At 47.7% G+C, this 16,829-nt stretch carries 16 protein-coding genes; 2 read left to right on the top strand and 14 right to left on the bottom strand.

Annotated elements, in window-relative coordinates:
- Positions 1-60: 60 nt before the first annotated feature.
- From rnfB to rsxC, 6 genes are read right to left on the bottom strand one after another with little or no spacing between them, the layout of a single operon-like run.
- Positions 61-897 carry an RnfABCDGE type electron transport complex subunit B gene (gene rnfB, locus L7E55_RS00590; RefSeq protein ID WP_277442013.1) on the bottom strand — a complete coding sequence of 279 codons (837 nt, stop codon included), beginning with the start codon at positions 895-897 and terminating at the stop codon, positions 61-63.
- A 24-nt stretch (positions 898-921) separates the two neighbouring features.
- Positions 922-1,503 (bottom strand): electron transport complex protein RnfA, encoded by a 582-nt coding sequence (locus tag L7E55_RS00585; RefSeq protein ID WP_277442156.1) that lies wholly within the window; start codon positions 1,501-1,503, stop codon positions 922-924.
- Positions 1,504-1,514: 11 nt separating this feature from the next.
- The gene (gene rsxE, locus L7E55_RS00580) at positions 1,515-2,129 is read right to left on the bottom strand and encodes an electron transport complex subunit RsxE (RefSeq protein WP_277442012.1); all 615 of its coding nucleotides are present in this window, start codon (positions 2,127-2,129) and stop codon (positions 1,515-1,517) included.
- 1 nt (position 2,130) lies between these two features.
- Positions 2,131-2,694 (bottom strand): RnfABCDGE type electron transport complex subunit G, encoded by a 564-nt coding sequence (locus L7E55_RS00575; protein WP_277442011.1) that lies wholly within the window; start codon positions 2,692-2,694, stop codon positions 2,131-2,133.
- Positions 2,695-2,698: 4 nt separating this feature from the next.
- A complete protein-coding gene (locus tag L7E55_RS00570) occupies positions 2,699-3,691 on the bottom strand; it encodes an RnfABCDGE type electron transport complex subunit D (RefSeq protein ID WP_277442010.1) in 993 nt (330 codons plus the stop codon).
- Between the two features lies 1 nt (position 3,692).
- A complete protein-coding gene (gene rsxC / locus L7E55_RS00565; protein WP_277442009.1) occupies positions 3,693-5,027 on the bottom strand; it encodes an electron transport complex subunit RsxC in 1,335 nt (444 codons plus the stop codon).
- A 966-nt stretch (positions 5,028-5,993) separates the two neighbouring features.
- Between rsxC and L7E55_RS00560 the strand changes: the two genes are divergently transcribed.
- Together L7E55_RS00560 and L7E55_RS00555 are read left to right on the top strand one after the other, a co-directional pair.
- Positions 5,994-7,658: a GAF domain-containing sensor histidine kinase gene (locus L7E55_RS00560; protein WP_277442008.1), complete on the top strand. Its 1,665-nt coding sequence runs from the start codon at positions 5,994-5,996 to the stop codon at positions 7,656-7,658.
- 12 nt (positions 7,659-7,670) lie between these two features.
- Positions 7,671-8,345, top strand: a complete 675-nt coding sequence (locus tag L7E55_RS00555; RefSeq protein ID WP_277442007.1) for a response regulator — start codon at positions 7,671-7,673, stop codon at positions 8,343-8,345.
- On the opposite strand, the gene L7E55_RS00550 is transcribed toward L7E55_RS00555, so the two are convergent.
- The 8 genes from L7E55_RS00550 to L7E55_RS00515 form a co-directional block, all read right to left on the bottom strand.
- Entirely contained in the window at positions 8,342-8,896 is a 555-nt protein-coding gene (locus L7E55_RS00550; protein ID WP_277442006.1) for a gamma carbonic anhydrase family protein, read from the bottom strand. The two genes, L7E55_RS00555 and L7E55_RS00550, sit on opposite strands and share 4 nt — an antisense overlap.
- A gap of 139 nt (positions 8,897-9,035) precedes the next feature.
- Complete coding sequence (locus L7E55_RS00545; protein ID WP_277442005.1) at positions 9,036-9,626, bottom strand: indolepyruvate oxidoreductase subunit beta; 591 nt, start codon at positions 9,624-9,626, stop codon at positions 9,036-9,038.
- 13 nt (positions 9,627-9,639) lie between these two features.
- Complete coding sequence (gene iorA, locus L7E55_RS00540) at positions 9,640-11,385, bottom strand: indolepyruvate ferredoxin oxidoreductase subunit alpha (protein WP_277442004.1); 1,746 nt, start codon at positions 11,383-11,385, stop codon at positions 9,640-9,642.
- Positions 11,386-11,482: 97 nt separating this feature from the next.
- The gene (locus L7E55_RS00535; RefSeq protein WP_277442003.1) at positions 11,483-11,707 is read right to left on the bottom strand and encodes a hypothetical protein; all 225 of its coding nucleotides are present in this window, start codon (positions 11,705-11,707) and stop codon (positions 11,483-11,485) included.
- 158 nt (positions 11,708-11,865) lie between these two features.
- Positions 11,866-13,074: a 2-hydroxyacyl-CoA dehydratase subunit D gene (locus L7E55_RS00530; protein WP_277442002.1), complete on the bottom strand. Its 1,209-nt coding sequence runs from the start codon at positions 13,072-13,074 to the stop codon at positions 11,866-11,868.
- The gene (locus L7E55_RS00525; protein WP_277442001.1) at positions 13,075-14,238 is read right to left on the bottom strand and encodes a 2-hydroxyacyl-CoA dehydratase subunit D; all 1,164 of its coding nucleotides are present in this window, start codon (positions 14,236-14,238) and stop codon (positions 13,075-13,077) included.
- A gap of 562 nt (positions 14,239-14,800) precedes the next feature.
- Complete coding sequence (locus L7E55_RS00520; protein WP_277442000.1) at positions 14,801-15,379, bottom strand: UbiX family flavin prenyltransferase; 579 nt, start codon at positions 15,377-15,379, stop codon at positions 14,801-14,803.
- 56 nt (positions 15,380-15,435) lie between these two features.
- Positions 15,436-16,704, bottom strand: a complete 1,269-nt coding sequence (locus tag L7E55_RS00515) for an NAD(P)-dependent malic enzyme (protein WP_476747823.1) — start codon at positions 16,702-16,704, stop codon at positions 15,436-15,438.
- Positions 16,705-16,829 lie beyond the last annotated feature (125 nt).

Raw genomic sequence — 16,829 nt, 5'->3', positions numbered from 1 at the left:
GGACATTCCTCCGACCCAAAGTCAGGCTTTTAAGAGAGGTGTGTCCCCTTTCCTATAACGTTAAACTGCAACTTTTTGCGCAACAGAATCTTTTACGACAGCTTCGATCGCTTTTGTGGGACATTTAGCAAGGCATGTAGGATTGTCGCATTTTTCCATGCATATTTTATAATCAACCGTTGCCAAGTTGTTCGCCAGCTTGATTGCGTCATGCTCGCAGTTCTTCTTGCATAGGCCGCAGCCAATGCAGGCGGCGGCGCAGTTTTTCTTCGCGACAGCGCCCTTGTCTTTTGAGTTGCAATTAACGCCGACTTTCGCGCCGACCAACAGCATTTCGATAACACCCTTGGGACATACAGATTCACACTTGCCGCAACCAGTGCACTTTTCCGGATCAACATGGGGAAGGCCGCTGGGCAGCATCGTCATCGCGCCGAAAGGACAATTCTTCACGCATGTCCCAAACCCGAGACAGCCGTATTGGCAGCTTTTCTGACCGCCCTGCAGCAAATTAGCCGCCGCGCAATCCTCAACACCCTTATACTGGTACTTTATGACCGCTACTCCGGGGGAACCGGAGCACCTGACATGAGCAATTCTGGGATCTACCGCGGGAGCGGCCTTGCCGGTCAACTCACCTACAATTTTTGCGACAGGCGCCTTACCGGGAACACACATGTTTGGAGGCACATCCGGATTCAATACCACGGCTTCCGCATAGGCCATACATCCGGCAAAACCACAGGCGCCGCACTGACCCTTGGGCAATGCCTCCTCAACTATATGGATTAACGGGTTTACTTCTATAGAAAACTTTTTATTCGCAAACGCGAGAACAAAGCCAAATACTACTCCCGTGAGCAGCATAACTATCAAAACCATTAGGGCGATTTGCATTTACTCACATCTCCTTTCCAGCTCTTAAAGAGCTATCATGCCGGAAAAACCAAGGAAGGACAGCGCCAGCATACCAGCCAGGATAAAAGCGACTCCTAACCCTTCCAGCGCCTTCGGCACGTCGGCCAGTCTCAGCTTTTCCCTTAAACTTGCCATCAGAACGATAGCCACGCCGAACCCCACACCGGATCCGATAGCGTGTACAATACTTTTACCTAATGAGAAGCTGGACTCAACATTTAAGAGGGGCACGCTGAGCACTATACAGTTAGTCGCGATTAACAGAAGGTAAACCCCCCACATGTTGTATAGAGTCGGCACATGCTTCTTGATAATCATCTCTAATAACTGCACAAAGGAGGCGATAAGCAGGACGAAAACAACTGTTGTCAGGAATTGTAACTTAAACGGCACCAAAACAAAGGTGTAAACCAGCCAGGCCAGCGTTGAACTCAGCGTAATAACCGACGTAACCGCCATGCCCATACCTAAAGACGCGCTAAAGTTCTTGGAAACTCCAAAGAAGATACACAAGCCTAAAAATCTTGTCAAAACAAAGTTATTTACAATTACCGCACTAATAAATAGTGTTAAATATTCCACAATGCTCTCCCTCCCTAAGCCTTGGATTGTTGTTTTTCAATATGCTGGACCCACATTTTACATAACGCAACCAAATAACCAATTAATATAAATGCGCCTGCGGGCAGGATTAGCATAAGCGGAGCGTTGTATGAAGCAGGCATGACCTGAATACCTAAAAACGTACCGGCCCCTATGATTTCACGGATAGACCCGATTATCACCATGGCGATGCAGAAGCCGGACCCCATTCCCAAACCGTCAAAGAACGAACGTACGACACCGTTCTTGGAGGCAAAAACCTCGGCTCTTGCCAGAATGATGGCGAAAACCACGACCAGCGCCAGGTATATGCCCAAAGCTTTGTAAAGGAGCGGGAAATACGCCTGCAATAACAACTGCACCACGGTAACTATAGTGGCAATAGAAACAATATACACCGGAACACGCACTTTGGGGTTGACAAGGTTCCTGATTATGGAAACGGAAACATTATTGCAAGTTATCACAAAAAGGACCGTCAAGCCCATGGTTAGAGCATTTAGAACGGAGCTGGTAACCGCCAGCGCAGGGCATAGGCTTAGCGCCAGGACGAAAATCGGGTTTTCCAAAACCAATCCTTTTTTATATATATTCCATAATTCTGTCATATTATTTCCCCCCCGTAAACTCTACAACTTCTTCTACCGCTTTTTTAACACCGTTGGTTACGGCTCTGGAAGAAATTGTAGCGCCTGTCATGGCTTGAATATTCTCTTTGTTGGCGGGATCTTTCACTACCGTTAATTGTTCAGCCTTCTTACCTCTAAACTGACTCTTGAATGGTTCCAGATTTGCCTTGTCGCCAAGGCCGGGGGTTTCGTTGTGACCAGTGATGTCGTAATTGAGCACTTTTCCGTCGCTAGTTACGGCGACCAGCATTTTTATGGCTCCGCCGAAACCTTTGCTTTCCGACGTTACTACATACGCAATGGTTTTTCCGTCTTTTTCCGCTTTAAACCAGCCTTCACGGCCTTCTATCGGTTCAAATTTATTTGCGTCCTGGACCAGGGCTTTCATCGCGGAATTTTTTAATTCCACAGCCTTTTGCGCCGCCGCGTCGGCTGTTATAAAATAAATACCGGCTATAATCAACCCTGAAACAAAGCAGGCCATGGCCAGGTTTAACGCGATTTTTAAAATGCTGTTGTTTCCTTCATCATGCCCGGCAGACATTTAACTACCTCCTCGCTCCGAATTTTTTTGGTTTTACATAGCGGTCAATCAAAGGCGTTACACAGTTCATTAAAAGAATGGAATAGCATACGCCTTCGGGATAACCGCCTTTTAAGCGAATAAGGACGGTTAGCAGGCCGGCGCCCAGGGCAAAAATAATTTGTCCCTTGCGGGTAATTGGAATGGTAACCATGTCGGTTGCCATAAAGAATGCGCCGATCATCAATCCCCCGGCCAACATGTGGAATATCGCGTCTCCGGTAAATAATCCGGACGGACCGAACACCCAGGTTAATATTCCCACGGTGCCGATCATTACAACAGGGACTTCCCATTTCACATAACCTTTATAAATCAGGAAAAGACCTCCAAGTATCAGCAGAATCGCGGACGTTTCGCCGATACTGCCGTTGCGCGTTCCTATCAACATTGCTTTGTACATATTAGGCGCGTCGCCGAATGTTTCAATTAACTTGGCGTATCCCTGCTGCTTTAAAATGTTCAGCGGGGTGGCGCTGGAAACCACATCAATCTGGGTTGTCATCTTTGTCCATGTGGTCATGGCAATAGGCCATGAAACCATTAACGCGGCGCGGCCGATGTGCGCCGGGTTGAATATGTTGTACCCGAGGCCTCCCAAGGAGTGCTTGGCGACAGCAATCGCCAGGAACGACCCTGACGCGGTCATATACCAGGGAAGATTGGGAGGAAGACACATAGCTAGTAAAAGTCCTGTTAAAAATGCGCTGCCATCATTTACGGTGATTTCTTTTTTTCTTATTGTCTGCACCACATATTCGGTTGCGACCGCTGAAACAACTCCCACCAGCATTGTAATTATGGCTGGCATACCGAAGTACCAGGCGGCGAAAATTACTGCCGGCGCCAATGCCGCGCTCACCGACCACATAATTTTAGGTATGGATTCATTTGAGGTTATATGTGGTGACGGCGAGACAGTGAGAAGATTCATTTTTAGACTCTCTTCATTTACCATTCTATACAGCCACCTTTGCTTTTTCTTTTTGTGCCTGGATTGCATTTTGCGCTTTGGCATACCTTATATATTGGACGATGTTACGCTTCGCGGGGCATTGATAAACACAACTACCGCATTCCATGCAGTCCAGCAGGTCATACTCATCCTTTGCTTCCTCGTACAACTGGCGTTCGCCCAGAATACTTAGCATGCTGGGATTCAAACCCATTGGACATACCTCTACACAGCGGCCGCAGTGGATACACGCGGACTCTTTGCTGTTATTGACATCTTTTTGACTCAAGAACAAAATGCCGGATGTTCCTTTAATAACCGGTATGTCTACAGTAGATTGAGCAAAACCCATCATCGGCCCGCCGCTAATTATTTTAACTAGTTCGCTGCTAAGTCCTCCGCAACAATTCAGCGCGTCGGCAAACGTGGATCCTACCCTCATCAGCAGGTTTTTGGGTTCTTTAACAGCGCTTCCGCTGACCGTAAGCACTCTTTCAATCAAAGGTATCCCTTTAGTCACCGCGTCACTTATCGCGATTACGGTGCCGACATTTTGAACCACGGTAGCAACATCCATCGGCAACCCGCCTGATGGAACTTCACGGTCGGTCAGCACCTTAATGAGCATCTTTTCCGCGCCTTGCGGATATTTTGTCGGAAGAGCCACAACCTTAACCTGGGTGCCGCTAAAAGCGCTTTGCAAAGCCTTTACCGCTTCAGGTTTATTGTCTTCAACGCCAACATAACCGGTGCTCACTCCAAGCACTTTCATGGTAATCAGCACACCAGTTACAATTTTGTCCGTGTACTCGAGCATAGCCCTGTAATCTGCCGTTAAATATGGTTCACATTCGGCTGCGTTTAAGATAAAAGTGTCAATCTTTTTATCCGGCGGAGGCGCCAATTTTACATGAGTGGGGAAAGTAGCTCCGCCCATTCCAACAATACCGGCCTCCCGGATGATCCCGGACAGTTCTTTCGGGTCAAGTTTTTCCCACTGTCTTTGAACCGGAATTCCTTCAACCCATTCATCCTGACCATCGTTTTCTATAACTATAGACATGCAGCTTCCGAACACTGAATGCGGATAATCTGCGATCTCAAGAACCTTGCCTGATATTGAAGCATGTACATTGCCGGATACAAAAGCGTCGGATTGTGCTATCAATTGACCTTTTTTTACCGTGTCACCCTTTTTTACAATTGGCGAAACCGGTGCTCCGATGTGCTGCCTCAAAGGTATAATTACCTTTTCCGGGAGAGGCGCCGTTTCAATCGGCTTGGCAGCGGTATACCTTTTGCTGTCATCAGGGTGCACTCCTCCATGAAAACTCTTCATCTTCTTCCCCCCGCATAATTTTTTTGAAAGGTTTAAATTTGTGAATTTCCAGCTACAAACCCTATAGAATCGACCCCCACCCCTATAAACTCACTGGAAATTTAACAAAGATTTAGAATATATTTGCTTTGATGCTCTTTTTTTGATTTAGTTTAAACTTTTGCCAAATACTCCTAATTTGCTTTCAATCTTAAATAACCTTTTAATCTCTCAAATGCCCGCAACAATACAAAATCATAACCAGGTCATTTACAGCAATAGGAATATGGTAGCGTTTAAACATATAAGCCTCCCAACTATTGTAAAGTTAAACTATTGACCAGGGTTATTTTAATCATAAAAAAAATAAATAAAAAGATTTAAACAATTCTTTTTCCATACAAGTTTCTGTTTGCTATGCTAACTACTATCTTATTTTAATATATTTTATATTTAAAGCAACATAATAAGTATTAAAAATATTTTTATAATTACATTAGTGTTGCGCAGCAGGTAACCCTGTCCATAGTCTCTAGAATAAGGAGATACACATGGGATACACCAAATCACATAAAATGAAGCGCCAAATCAATTACTCTATGAAAAAATTATTGATGATAAGCTGGTGAATGGCACTAACATGACGAGATGCAGATTAATATCTCAAAGTATCTAATTCAGGTTACCGTTATGATGCTGTTATTGTTTTAAACTATTCGAAATATTTATTCAATCTGAAAATTCTGTCAAATACCCATTTTGAACATATGTTAGTAGTTTTATGCAAGATTACTGATTTTCAATAAATTATAAGTAATCGACCGGATAAAAAAAATCGCTAGAAAGGATGGAAAAATAATAACCGGGCTAATTCTTTAGTGTTAGAAATGCCGAAAAAATAGAGGATTTTTTATTTAAACGTCAAATTAATAACTATGACAATAAGTGCTAAGGAATTCAAGCCGCACAGGTGGTGATAAGTTTAGCATGACCAACAGCAACGCGGAACATCCCGAACTGCTAATGGTATGCAAAATCAACTCTAAATTCGACGATATAAAAAAAACATGTCCTGCTATTAAGGAAGCTCTAAGCTTTTCCGTCGACTCGTTTGAATTTGCGCACGCGGGGTTGATTTTGTACATTAATAATAAACAAACCGCCTGCCTGCAGGTTTCAAGAAAAGGTTTATGCGAGAAACGGTCACCGGCAGGTATTTTTTACGGCAAATATATGGACGAGTTTGGCGCGAGTCATAATCCGGCGGAAACAATGGATTCATTACAGCCTTCGTCTTTTACCTCAATTTCAGTCATTCTGCGGGCATGCGATACTGCCAGCAAAATGGAAATCGGCGTTTTCAGCGCCTCACCCGCGACAGCGCAAAACTATCTTAACAAAGCCACTTCTCTTGGAATCCATATTGTCAACATTATTCAAGATTCTGTTTTCGGCAGGCAAAAAGACCGGAATTTAAGGAAACTATCTGTCTTGCTTGAAACAGTGTGCACTATCGGTTCAACCCTAAACTTAAATCAGATCCTGCATGTAGTTTCCCAGATCACCGCCGATCTTTTTAACGCTCGCTGCGCTATTTTCCTATTTAACGAAAACGATCAGACAATTATACCTGCTGTCGGTGTGGGTAGTTTTGACAAAGAACTCAAAAAGAAATTCAGGGCGCAAAAAGGTCTTGCCCCATACCCGGCGTTTATCAAGGCGATGCGAGATCAAAAGCCGGTGGTGTTAACCCCGAACAATATCGAAAGCGGTCTTCCTCAGGAAATTATAAATAATTTTTCATACGCGAGAGTGCTCTTGATCCCGCTCATTTCCAAAAACAGCGTACTCGGGATCATGCAGGTGGACCGGCCGGTTCATGACAAGCAATTTAATCAAGAAGAAGTAGCGATTTTTTCCGCAATCGCTAAAGGGACTTCAATTGCCATGGAAAATACCAAGCTTGTGGACGCTCTGGCCAAAAAAGAAAAACTCTTGCAACAGCTTTTAGAAAAGTTTATTTGCGTCCAGGAAGATGAACGCAAAAGAGTCGCGTCGGAAATCCACGACGGGGCCATCCAGGCCCTGCTGGGAATCTGGTACCGGATTCAGTTGCTTGCCATATCCACCAGCAGCGACGATACTAATAAAAACGAACTAATCAAAATACAAGACTTGCTCGGACAGCAAATTCAGGAAATACGCAGAATTGTATACAACCTGAGGCCGGTGATGCTCGACACCTACGGGCTTGGCCCCGCGCTCCGGGCACTTGTCCGCACGCTGCAGGAAGAAAGCCAGATCGATTTTGAACTGGTGATGGAAAACCAAAAACAACCGTTGCCGGCTAATATTGAATTAACGTTATACCGCATCGTCCAGGAACTCCTGGCAAACGTAATCAAACATTCCCAGGCCACCAGGGCTCAGGTCACCCTGGTTAACGGCGAGGAAAGCACTGTGCTGGTGGTCAAGGACAACGGCACCGGTTTCAATTTAACGCCTCCCAGCCGGGATGACCCGTATGGCAACCTGGGTTTGGCAAATATCCAGGAACGGCTCACCCTTCTGGGAGGAACTTTTAAAATAGAATCCCAGCTCGGCTGGGGTACAACAGTTACGGTCCAGGTGCCTACTCCGCTTGCCAACTAAGGGGGTGCTACGGTGTCCAGTATTAAGCTGCTGATTGTTGATGATCATCCAATGATCCGGGAAGGTCTGGTCGCAATGTTGGGGCCAAGGCAGGATATCGACATTATCGGCTGCTGCTCGAACGCTGAAGACGCGTTGGAATTCGTCACGCGCAACGTCCCGGATGTTGTTCTCATGGATATCAAAATGCAAAAAATGAACGGTATTGAAGCCACCCGTGAAATAACTTCCCGCGTGCCCGGAATAAAGGTAATTATGCTTACCATTTTCGAAGACGCGGAGTCGGTCAGGCTTTCCCTGCAAGCCGGGGCGACCGGGTATATGCTAAAGCAAGCGACACAAGAAAAGCTTGTGGAAAGCGTTCACCAGGCGTATCGCGGCGAAACGGTAATTGACCCGGCCCTGATCGATCAACTGGTTAGCGATTATGCCAGGTTAGCTCAAGGCTCTTTCAAACAGTCACGTACAATAATGAAAGATGACAATAAAAATCTTACTCCGCGAGAAGATGAGATTCTCAAGTACCTAAGCCAGGGCTTGTCAAACAAGGAAATATCGGCAAAAACCCACCTGGCTGTGGACACGGTAAAAACTCACTTGCGCAGCATCTACCGTAAAATGGGCGTAAAAAGCCGCTCCCAGGCCATTTCGGAAATTGTCAAGCAAAGAGGCAACTTTAAAACCTAGGAACTTTTTACTGCCCGGCAATCCTCTGGCGATACCTGTCTTAAAGACTGGTGACAGCGGGGCGGCAGCGCCAGGTAATAACCCGTTGCTTCTTCAAGTGATTTCCGCATCCCCTCTTTAATATCCGCTACTGCTTTAGCCGGCGCTCCCAACACCAACTTGCCGGGCGGTATATCCGTCTTCGCGGTTATTACAGCGCCTGCGCCGACACAGCACCCGTCCCCGATAGTGGCAAAATCCATGACTACCGCTCCCATCCCGACCAGCACATGCTCTCCCAGTCTGGGAGTATGCAGAACTGTGTTATGTCCGATATGGCTTCTTGGACCAAGTATGGCAGTTTCCCCGGGAAGCACATGAATGACGCAATTCTCCTGCACATTGGAGCCGGGACCGATCACGACAGCGCCCCAGTCTCCCCGGATTCTTGCCCCCGGACCAATGTAACAGCCTTCCCCAATCGTAACGTCACCAATGATCGTGGCTTCCGGGTGCACATAGCTGCTCTCGTCAACAACAGGCTTTTTCCCTTCAAACTCATAAAACGCCATCTTCTTTTCCTCCTTGATCCATCTATCTAGTAGTCAGTAGTCAGTAGTCAGTAGTCAGAATATTTCAAGACCATAAACCATTCTCTCATTCTGACTCCTGTCTCCTGACTCCTGACTCCTGACTCCTGATTAGTTCCAGCTACTTTTGCATTAATTCCCGGCCGGCTCTGAAAGCCTGCACGTTTAATTCCTTAAATTTGGCCGGAACAAGTTCAACTATGGTTTTTTCCCATACTTCAACGGGTTCGTCCAAATATGTGGAAAGCGCGCCAATTAAAACAACCCCGCCAAGGGCGGCGTTCCCCAATTCCAGCGCCTTTGCCGCTCCGTCTACCCAGACAACCTTTGCTCCGGCGCCGGCAAGAATACTTTCTATCTCATTTTCCTCCGGGTACTTGGCCTGTCCAAGGTTAACACTCGGAGGAAAGATCTGGTGGCGGTTGATTAAGGCGACTGTGTTTGCCGCGGTAAAATGGGGCCATCTGGCAGCCTCAAGCATTTCGAAAGCAAGCAGGAAGTCGGTATTTCCTTCCTCAATAAGCGGTGAATAAACTTTCTCTCCCCAGCGGACATGACTCTCCACTGCCCCGCCCCGCTGCGACATCCCGTGCACTTCGGACTTTTTAACGTCATAACCGCTGCGCATACCGACTTCGGAGAGTATATCGCTGGCCAGGATAGTTCCCTGGCCGCCAACTCCGGCAAACAGGAAGTCGTATTTATTTTTCATCCTCACTACCTCCTCAACTGGGAACCTTAATGGCGCTCTGGGGACATACACTGGCGCAGAAACCGCAGCCGATGCAGAGAGCGGGATCTATCGCCACCCCGCCGTCCACCTTGGTCATCGGCGAACACCCGATGCGGAGGCAAGTGCCGCACTCGTTGCAGGCATCCAGATCCACTGTCGGAGCCGGTTTCTTTTCCCTGATATTAAGCACGCATGGATACTGTGAAACAATCAACGAAGGTTCATCCGAACTTGTATGATCCCGGATTGTATCCAGAACAAGTTTGAAATCATAAGGATTGATCACATCTACTTTCTTAAAACCAACGGCGCGCGCCAGGGCATCGATGCTGACATTCGGCACTTCTTTGCCCATCAGCGTCCAGCCGGTGCCCGGGTGCGGCTGGTGGCCGGTCATGGCCGTGATCCGGTTGTCAACGACAATTACCGTGCTGTTGCCGCCATTACTGATCAGATTAATGAGCGGCGCTATACCGCTGTGGAAAAAGGTTGAGTCACCGATCACCGCCGCAGTGCGGTCCTTTACTTTTGCCCTGTCAACTCCATGCACGTTGCCGATACTGGCACCCATACATATACATGAATGCATGGAACCAAGCGGAGGCGCGGCACCCAGCGTGTAGCACCCGATATCGCCCATTACCGCTACCCGAAGGCGCTGCAAAGCGTAAAAAACCGGCCTGTGGGCGCAACCGGGGCAAAGCATCGGCGGTCTAACCGGCAACTGCGGAGTCTGTACTGCCGGGGGATCAGCCACCTTGGGCACAAGCCCCGCAGCCGCAGCATGTTTTCTCACTCTTCCCTGGCTGAATTCAGCTATGCCGGGAAACACTTCTCGTCCTTTAACTGGAATACCAAGCAGTCGTACATGTTCTTCAATGAAGGGGTCCAACTCTTCCACCACGACAACTTGCTTCACCCGCCCCGCCAGATCGCGGATCAACTGCTTAGGCAAGGGGTACACCATTCCCAGTTTTAGAAAGGTTGCTTCGGGAAAAACCTCTTTGGCATACTGGTAGCTTACGCCCGCGGCAATAACACCAATATCGCCGCCGCCCGGCTCAATAAAATTGATTGGCGTTGTTTCGGCATACTCCGCCAACTTTTTAAGCCTTTCCTCCACTACCAAGCGGCGTTGGCGGGCGTTCATCGGCACCATTACATACTTTGACGCGTTACGCTCATAAGCAGCCGGCTCTACTACAATATCAGCCGGTTCATCTTCCAATGCGACGATACACCTGGAATGCGACAACCTGGTAGTTGTCCGCAAAATTACCGGAGTATCGAATGTCTCACTAATTTCAACCGCCACTTTGACAAAACGCTTTGCTTCCTCGGAATCCGCCGGCTCAAGCATAACTACCTTGGAAGCTCTGGCATAGTGCCTGTTGTCTTGCTCATTTTGTGAACTATGCATGCTGGGATCGTCGGAGTTGATAATAATCAAGGCGCCATTCGTTCCAGTGTAGGAAACAGTAAACAGGGAATCGGCCGCCACATTCAAGCCGACATGTTTCATGGTTACCATGGCGCGTTTTCCACCTAAAGCCGCCCCGATCCCCACGTCCATCGCCACCTTTTCATTTGGTGACCATTCCGCGTAAGCGCCGGGATAACGGGAGTAATTTTCCAAAACCTCAGTACTGGGCGTACCGGGATAACCGGCGCCAACTTTTATCCCAGCCAGGTAAGCGCCGTAAGCGAGAGCCTCATTTCCAGACATTATTTTTTTCATCAGAGACCACCACCTCTAGCAAGTATTGATACCTTATTTACTCTTGAGTATAGCCATACCCCATATTGAAGGGGGTCGAATAATACCTGTTCAAACACTAGGTAAAAAACCTGCCAGTCGGCGAAGTGATAGGGGTTAGACCATACGCAACAATGAAAAACCTATCTCCGTTGTTCGCTTTGGCCACCTCCTTCCTGCTTTTGATCTTCGTGCCACCCCTGCTCCCGTCTTGCAGCCAAGCCGGCCGGCACGAACCAATTCCTTTAATGCCAGGGGAGGATTCCAGCGCTGCTACATGGTAGCCGGTGCGCTTTGATTTCACCCACCTCTATACTTCTTTCTGGAAAGGCATTAATCCTGCCTGGCGCCTACTGAAACAGAATAAAAAAAGTCCCCGGGTTTTGGGGATTCCGCAAATCCTTTATGTAAATAACGGACATGGGGCTTATCAACGAGTTCATGCTCGCCTCTAATATAAAGTCATGTTGATTCCCGCTCAAGCCGGTCAAAAAACTCTCCGAAAAGTTTCTTGATATATTCTTCATTAAAATAACGCTCATCTGACATATCCGCTTCAAATATTACCCCGGGCAGGCCGGTGCGCTCACTGATAATATTGTACTTGTCATACAAGCCAAGCGCTTTTGGCTTGCAACTGCGGTTAGAAAACAAGATAAATCCATCGACCTTGAACTCATTCATTAAACTGATTTTTTGCTCGAGCCGGTACTCATAGCCCCTGTTAATAAACACTTCGGTATGATTTTTCACAAGACTTTCCAAAGGCCGGTTCAAATCAAACCGCCAAGCCCAGGCATGGGTGTATTGGGAAGCGACGGCAAGCGCTTTCCTTTCCAAAAGCAGATTTGAGAACCAGCGCAATCTCGGCCACACCGGGATATGGTCAAAGTAAAGCTTATACCGCTCATCGGGGATAACGTAAACTTTATTGTCCAGCCTTTCTTCCAGCTCTTTTTTCAGTTCCTTGTAATAATCGACCGCCCATTTGGTGCCTCTCCAGGCAACGATTGGCGCCAGGTGATAACAAGCGTCAAAGTAACCGAAAGGAGCGGGTTTTAAAGCTGCCATTTCGAGGATTTCATTCCACAAGCGGCAGGCTTCGTTAGACAGGGATATAACCTCAGCCAAACGGCTGAAGTTAAACGTATTCCCAGTGTAAAGCTCAAGAAAATCCAGCAATTCATGCAGTTGATCAACAATGTACCGCTTGATCAAAGTAGTTGGCGTATTCTCGATCAGAGGCGTATCGATCAGAAAAAAGGGCACCTGATAATACCTGCCGGCCGCTTCAAACCATTTCTGCAAACTGCCGCACTGGGCGTTGGAGCAAAAAACCACGTCCGGCTTCAAAACCTCGCCAACCGGGCGTTTAATGGAAAAAGCGTTTCCAATACCGCACCTGGCGTAAGCGCAGAGGTCGGGAAAATAGCCCTGCTTCTCTGCGGCAGCGGATATGGCAGCGGCAACTTTTTTGGCTGCGATGCGGGCGCCGAAATTTTCCGGGTAATATGGAAATAAGCCGGCGGCATAAATTATTTCCACCGGGAAAGTAGCTGTCACCCAGGCAATAGGTATGCCTTTCTCCTTAGCTGCAACGCCCCGTTCAAGATACTCGGCCATCATTCTCTTAAACAAGTTCGTCGTCTTAAAAGAAGGGCTCTCGATCATTTATACCCCTCCACCCAAACTATCAATAAACGTCTTTATTTGCTCGTTATAGTTTTCAACAGGCAGGCCGCCTATTTCGGTCTCAATACGAAAATTTGGGATACCGGATGCCGATAAGTCGTCGCGGAGCATCGGGTAATCAAAATTTTCAGGTTCGCAATATCTCAAGTGAACGAAAAGCACTCCATCGGCATGTGTTTCCCCGACCATTCTTATTATACTGTTAGTTCTATCCCCGCATTTACCGGCGAAGGCCGCGATGGGAAGACGGCTGAACTGGCGTTCCGCCAGCGATCTTAGCGGTTCGCCGGTTTCGGGCACATCATTCGCGATATAACGGTAGCCCGTGCAAAAATCGTCACCTACCGACACGGCGCCTAAACTATCTAGGATATTCATTATTTCAGGCGGTTCCCAGACCTTGCCCGACATCAACAAACGAATGTTGTATTTTTTGCCGCCGGACTTGTTGTCATCCACTTTCTTTTCGAGCATTTGCAACAGTTCCGCAATCATGTTCGTGTGCAGTTCTTTCGGCATCAACATGGATGTTTTAATAATATTGTACATATCCTTGTTGCCCAGAAGTTCAGGGTGGCAGGTATGCAAAGAAAACAGTTTGCGCATTATCGACCGGTTATAGTTGTACAATTTGATACTCTCGCAAAGCTCACTCGCGGTAATCGTGCGGTCCATAAATTGTTCGAGTCGCGCTTTTAAGCGGCCCATTTCACCTATTAGATAATCTTTCGCGCTTGGCCGGTCAATCTGTTTCGGCAACAAAAAATTATCCATAAAAACATAAGGTTTTGTTTGCTTCCAAATGCCTGTCACCATTCGTGTGGTATCACAAATTACCGGTATTATAAGCCCGTTCAGCAGATCAAAAGAACCCCCCAGGGCCATGCCCAGGGCACAGCGCATCAGGGAACAAGACCACGCTTGCATATGTGGCGCGGAACGTGAAACGGCAGGGTTGTCTAAAGCAACAATGCCGATAGGAAGCGCGCCGGCGGCATGAATCAACTCTTCCGGAACATCTGTCGGAACCCAGCCTATAATTCTAACCGCGCCGGTTCTCAATCGTTTTATCTGACGCACAGGATTAGCGACTATTTTGTTAAAATCCTCATAAATGCTTTTGGCATTCTTTCGGGCGGGCATATCACCCCTCCTATCCCAGGAGCAAGGGAAACTTAGGGAATTATGTGATAAATTTCCCAAGCCCGTTTAAAAAAAACAGTCCACATGATATATCTGTATAACAGGATACAATATAATTAATCTGCTAACTTATTTCTTTATAATATTTTTTTGTACTTCGCGCAATAACACAAATGAGTTTGTTTTGGGTATGGGTGCTAGTTAAAAAGGGTTAATCCCGAACCAGCGCTCCAAGATGTTTTAAAGCGCTAACGGCTTTTGATTGTTGTTCGCGTAAGGTTTCGTTATATTTATGCACGGTATTTCATAAGCAATCTTCTGCAATTTTCATACCAATAACCAGTGTAAGCGCATTCCGATAAATTCCGACAGTCTCCTTGGCTGCCAATTTTATTACACACACGTAATGCTTCCTGCATTAACAGTATTTATTAAAATGTCCTATAGTCATACGCTGTATGGTTATAGGACATTTAAGTTTTTTTGTCGTATAAGGAAAGGGGACACACCTCTCTTTAAGGTCTGACTTTAGGGTCGGAGGAATGTCCCCAATGAGAGCCGGTTAAGGAGCGTTAATTCCGCACCAGCGCCGCGACAGGTTATGGGACAAACCAAACTGGTCCATTACCCGCCCGACCAAGTGATTCACCAAATCATCGATAGTCGCCGGATGGTTGTAAAATGCCGGCATTGGAGGAACCAGGCACGCCCCTGCCTTTGTTACCGCCAGCATATTTTCAATATGGATCACGCTTAAGGGGGTTTCCCGCGGGACCAGAATTAACTTTTTCCGTTCTTTCAGCATTACGTCGGCGGCCCGGATTATTAGATTTTCAGCCAGGCCATGGGCTATCGCCGCCAGCGTTTTCATGCTGCAAGGGATTACAGCCATACCGCCGACCTGAAATGATCCACTGGCGACCGGGGCTTTCATGTTCAGCAGGTCGTGGCTGCAGGAAGCCATTTTATGAACCGCCTCAACTGAATGGTTTGTCTCCAACGCAATGGTTTTTTCAGCCCAACCGCTTAAGATCAGGTGAGTTTCCACATCCGGACATTCTTTAAGAGCTTCCAGCAATCTAATACCGTATATCGCGCCGGTGGCGCCGGTGATCGCAACTACTATTTTCTGCGCCGCCATGTATTCACCCTCCTAATATCATCAGAGACAAGGAGCTAGCAAAGTTCATCACCAAGTCAGCGACAACCGGTATTCTGTTGTGCAACCAGCATTCTGGCGTTTTCTGCAACATCCACGGGGTCCATATCTACCCGGGACACCCCGCTGTCATGAGCCGCCCTGGCCACCGCCTCTGCCACCGCCGGGGCAACCCGCAGGTCAAACGGTTTAGGAATAATATATTCCGGGCGCAACTCTCCTTCCGCCACCGTGCCGGCAATCGCCTTTGCCGCGGCGACCTTCATGGCTTCATTGATATCACTGGCGCGCACGTCCAGGGCGCCCCTGAATATGCCGGGGAAAGCGAGGACATTATTTATCTGGTTAAAATAATCCGACCGGCCGGTAGCCACTACAGCGGCGCCTGCAGCCAAAGCCTCGTGAGGGTAAATTTCCGGTTCCGGATTAGCCAATGCAAATATAATGGGACCGGCGTTCATCGCGGAAACCATCTGGCCATTCAATTGCCCGCCTTTTGACAAACCAATAAACACGTCAGCGCCCGCCAGGAGATCAGCCAGTGTGCCGGAACAACCTTGCCGGTTCGCCAGCAAGGCGATCTCTTCCTTGTACTTATTCATCCCAACCGGGCGGCCGGGGTAAATCGCGCCTTTGCTGTCGCACATTTTTATCACTGACACACCCAGGCTATGCAGCAGGCGGGCTACGGCAATCGCGGCGGCGCCGGCTCCGTTAATCACCACCGTTATCTGTTCAGGCTTTTTGCGCGCCAGCTTAAGCGCGTTAATCAATCCGGCAGTTACCACCACCGCCGTGCCATGCTGATCATCATGGAAAATTGGTATATCCGTTTCGGCCTTTAACCTTTGTTCAACTTCAAAGCAAACCGGGGCGGCGATATCCTCCAGGTTGACGCCGCCGAAGGCCGGCACGAGCAATTTTACAAACTCGACGATCTGACCGGCATCATTCGTACCGACACAAACTGGAAACGCGTCGACACCGGCAAACTTTTTAAACAGCACCGCTTTTCCTTCCATTACCGGCAGAGCCGCTTCCGGACCGAGATTACCCAACCCGAGCACGGCGGTACCGTCGGTAACCACCGCGACAAGATTACCTTTACCCGTATATTCATAAACCAAATCCTTGTCCGCATGAATCAACCGGCATGGCTCCGCCACACCCGGCGTATAAGCAAGGGAAAGATCATACTCGTTGTTGACAGGCACCTTGCTTTTCACAGATATTTTACCCCGGTTTTTCCTGTGCAGCTGCAGCGCTTCCTCTTTTAACGCCGACATCGGTTTAGCGTTTATTGTCATCCTCAACCTCCCGGTTCCCCAATTAACTATATTCAATCAACATTAATCAATATACCATCACTGATATTTATTGTAAACCAAATAGTAACCCGCCTCTATCCGGAAGCGGGCCACAACATACTTTC

Source organism: Pelotomaculum isophthalicicum JI (assembly GCF_029478095.1).
GTDB classification, from domain to species: Bacteria; Bacillota; Desulfotomaculia; order Desulfotomaculales; family Pelotomaculaceae; genus Pelotomaculum_D; species Pelotomaculum_D isophthalicicum.
This window is presented reverse-complemented; position numbering and strand designations above follow the sequence as displayed.